Raw genomic sequence first — 3901 nt, 5'->3', positions numbered from 1 at the left:
CGCACGCCGCCGCGGACCCCCGCACCCCCGTGGAGGCGCTGCTGGCCGGGGTGCTGGGCGACGTGCTGGGGGTGGAGCGCGTGGACGTGGAGGCGAGCTTCTTTGACCTGGGCGGGCACTCGCTCCTGGCCGTCCGCGCGCTGTCGCGCGTCCGCGACGTGCTGGGGGTGGAGGTGCCTTTGCGCGCGTTCTTCGAGGCGCCCGCCGTGGCCGCGCTGGCGCCGCGCGTGGAGGCGCTCCGCCGCGCCGGCGCCCCCGCGCTTCCCCCCGTGCGCGCCGTGGCGCGGGGCGGACCGCTTCCCCTTTCCTTCGCCCAGGAGCGGCTGTGGTTCCTGGACCGCATGGAGCCGGGGCGCGCGTCATACACCCTGTCGTCCGCCCTGCGCGTGACGGGCCCCCTGGACGCGGCCGCGCTGGAGCGGGCGCTGGGCCGGGTGGTGCTGCGGCACGAGGCCCTGCGCACCACCTTCGTGGAGGTGGACGGCGCGCCCGCGCAGGTGGTGGCGCCCTTCGCCGGGTTTCCGCTCCCCGTGGAGGACCTGTCGGGGCTGGAGGATGGCGCACGCGCGGCGGCGGCGCGGCGGCGGGGGGCGGAGGAGGCGGAGCGGCCCTTCGACCTGGCCGCGGGCCCCCTCTTCCGCGCGCGGCTGCTGCGGCTGGCCGCCGAAGAGCACGTGCTGCTGACGTGCATTCACCACATCGTCTGCGACCGGTGGAGCATGGACGTGCTGCGTCGCGAGCTGGCGGCGCTGTACGCGGACCCGGATGGCCTGCCGCCGCTGCCCGTCCAGTACGGGGACTACGCCGCGTGGCAGCGCGACCACCTGCGGGGCGCGGCCCTGGACGGGCCGCTCGCGTGGTGGAGGGACCGGCTGGCAGGCGCGCCGGAGGTCCTGGACCTTCCCGCGGACCGGCCACCCCCCGCCACCCCCGGCGCGCGCGGGGGCCGCGTGTCCGCCGTGCTCCCGGCCGGGGTGGCGGCGGGGCTGGACGCGGTCGGGCGCGCCGAGGGGGCCACGCCCTTCATGGTGCTGCTGGCCGTCTTCCAGGCGCTGCTGGCCCGCTACGCCGGGACGGACGACGTCGTCGTGGGCACGCCCGTGGCCGGCCGGGCGCGCCGCGAGCTGGAGCCGCTCATCGGCCTGTTCGTCAACACGCTGGTGCTGCGGACGGACCTGGGGGGCGCGCCCGCGTTCCGCGAGGTGGTGCGGCGCGTCCGCGGGACGGCGCTGGGCGCGTACGACCACCAGGACGTGCCGTTCGACCGGCTGGTGGCGGAGCTGCGGCCGGAGCGCGCGGCGGGGCGCACGCCCCTCTTCCAGGTGATGTTCACCGTCGTGGAGGCCGGGGACGGGGCGGGGCCGGCCCCGGCGGGGCTGGCCATCGAGGGCGCCGGCGGCGAGGCGCGGGCCAGCAAGTTCGACCTGTCGCTCACCTGCGTGCGGGGTGGGGCGGGGGTGGAGACCGTCCTGGAGTACGACGCGGACCGGTTCGACGCGGCGACGGCCGCGCGGATGCTGGAGCACCTGGGCCGCCTGGCCCGGCACGTGGCCCGCGATCCCGGCCGCCGCCCCGCGGAGGTCGAGCTGCTGGGCCGGGCGGAGCGCCGCCAGGTGCTGCGGGGGTGGAACGGGACGGCGCGCCCGTACCCCCTGGACCGCTGCATCCACCGGCTCGTCGAGGCCCAGGCCGCGCGGACGCCGCACGCGCCGGCCCTGGTGCACGAGGACGTGGCGCTCACCTACGCCCGGCTCAACGGCATCGCCAACGGGCTGGCGCGCGCGCTGCGCGGCCGGGGCGTGGGGCGCGGCGGGTTCGTCCCCGTGCTGGCGGAGCGGGGCGTGCACGTGGCCGTGGCCATGCTGGCCGTGCTCAAGGCGGGCGCCGCGTTCGTCCCCCTGGACGCGGCGTGGCCCGAGGCGCGGCTGCGCGGGGTGCTGCGCGCCCTGCATCCCCCGCTGCTGCTGGCGACGGAGGACGTGGCGGAGCGGGCCGCCGGGCTGGGCGTGCCCGTGGTCCCCGTGCGCCTGGACGGGGACGGCGCGCCCGACCTGCCGGACGACGGGGTGGGCCCGGACGACCCCGTCTACGCCATCTTCACCTCCGGCTCCACGGGCGCGCCCAAGGGGGCCGTGGTGCCCCACGGGGGAATCACCAACCGGTTCCTGTGGATGACGGAGACCTTCGGGGCAGCGTCCGCGCGCTGCGTGCTGCAGACCACCCGGCACGTGTACGACAGCGCCGTGTGGCAGCTGCTCTGGCCCCTGACCCTGGGCGGGCACGCCGTGGTGCCCCGCGCGGACGGCGAGGCCGACGCGGACCACCTGGCCGGGCTCATCCACGCCCGGGGGGTGACGATGACGGACTTTGTCCCCTCCGTCTTCAACGCGCTGGTGCCGGAGCTGGTGGCCGACGCCCGCGCCCGGGAGCGGCTGTCGTCGCTGCGCACCGTCATCGTGGGGGGCGAGCAGGTCACGGCGGAGACGACGCACCGGTTCATGGACTGCTTTCCGGGCGTCCGCGTCGTGAACCTGTACGGCCCCACGGAGTGCAGCATCGGCTCCATCCACCACCGCGTGGCGCGCGGCGACGGCGGGCGCATCCCCATCGGCCGGCCCATCGCCAACACGACGGCGCTGGTGCTGGACCGGGGCGGCCGGCTGGCGCCTCCCGGCGTCGCGGGCGAGATCCACCTGGGCGGGCGGTGCGTGGGGCTGGGCTACCTGGGAGACCCTGCCCGGACGGCCGCCGCCTTCGTCCCGGACCCGTACGGCCCACCCGGCGCGCGCCTGTACCGCACGGGCGACCTGGGCCGCTGCCGCGCGGACGGCGCCATGGAGTGCCTGGGCCGGCTGGACGAGCAGGTCAAGGTCCGCGGGCTGCGCATGGAGCCGGGGGAGATCGAGGGGCTGCTGCGCCGCGTCCCGGGGATCACGGACGCGCGGGTGCTGGCCCACGACGCCGCCCCCGGCGACCGGCGCCTGGTGGCGTACGTGGCCGCCGCCCCGCCCGCGTCCGTGCAGCCCGCCGCGCTGCGGGCGCACCTGGCCGCGCACCTGCCCCAGGCCATGGTCCCCGCGGCGTTCGTGGTGCTGCCGGCGCTGCCCCGCACGCCGGGCGGCAAGGTGGACCGCCAGGCCCTTCCCGCGCCCGCGTGGGACGAGGGCGCCGCGTACGTGGCGCCCCGCACGCCCGTGGAGGAGATCGTGGCGGGGCTGTGGGCCCGGGCGCTGGGCGTGGAGCGGGTGGGGGTGCACGAGCCGTTCTTTGCCCTGGGCGGGCACTCGCTCCTGGCCACGCGCCTGGTGGCCCGCGCGCGGCGGGAGCTCGGGGTGGAGGTGCCCCTGCGCGCGTTCTTCGAGCACCCCACCGTGGCGGGGATGAGCGGCCTGGTGCAGCGCGCCCTGGCGGGGTCACCCGCCCGCCCGCTCGCGCCGCGCCGCGTGGCGCGCGCGGGCGACCCGCCGGCGTCGTGGGGGCAGGAGCGCCTGTGGCGGGCGCACCGCGCCCGGCCGGGGGACCCCTCGTTCAACCTGCACTACGGCCTCGTCGTCCGGGGGGCGCTGGACGCGCGGGGGCTGGCGCGGGCGCTCACGGAGGTGGTCCGCCGGCACGAGGCGCTGCGCACCACCCTGCGCGAATCCGGCGGGCGGGTGCTGCAGGTGGTGCACCCCGCCGCCCCCGTCCCCCTGCCGCGGGTGGACCTGCGAGGGCTGGCCCCCGCGGCCCGCGACCGGGTCGTGCACGCGCTGGCGGCCGGGGAGCGCGCCGGGCCCTTCGACCTGGAGCGGGGGCCGCTGCTGCGCGCGCGGCTCGTCCGCACGGGGCCGGCGGAGCACGTGCTCCTCCTCACCCTGCACCACGCGGCGACGGACGGGTGGTCCACGGGCGTGCTCGCGCG

1 protein-coding gene is annotated in these 3901 nt (G+C 78.7%); it reads left to right on the top strand.

Going from position 1 to position 3901, the window contains the following annotated elements; translation table 11 throughout:
* A partial coding sequence (locus VFZ20_RS23705; protein WP_329686430.1) for an amino acid adenylation domain-containing protein occupies nt 1–3901 on the top strand: 3901 nt, incomplete at both ends.

The organism is Longimicrobium sp., from assembly GCF_036280135.1.
Taxonomy (GTDB): Bacteria; Gemmatimonadota; Gemmatimonadetes; order Longimicrobiales; family Longimicrobiaceae; genus Longimicrobium.
Note: the sequence above shows the minus strand (reverse complement) of the source record. Positions and strands in the feature narration are given on the sequence as shown.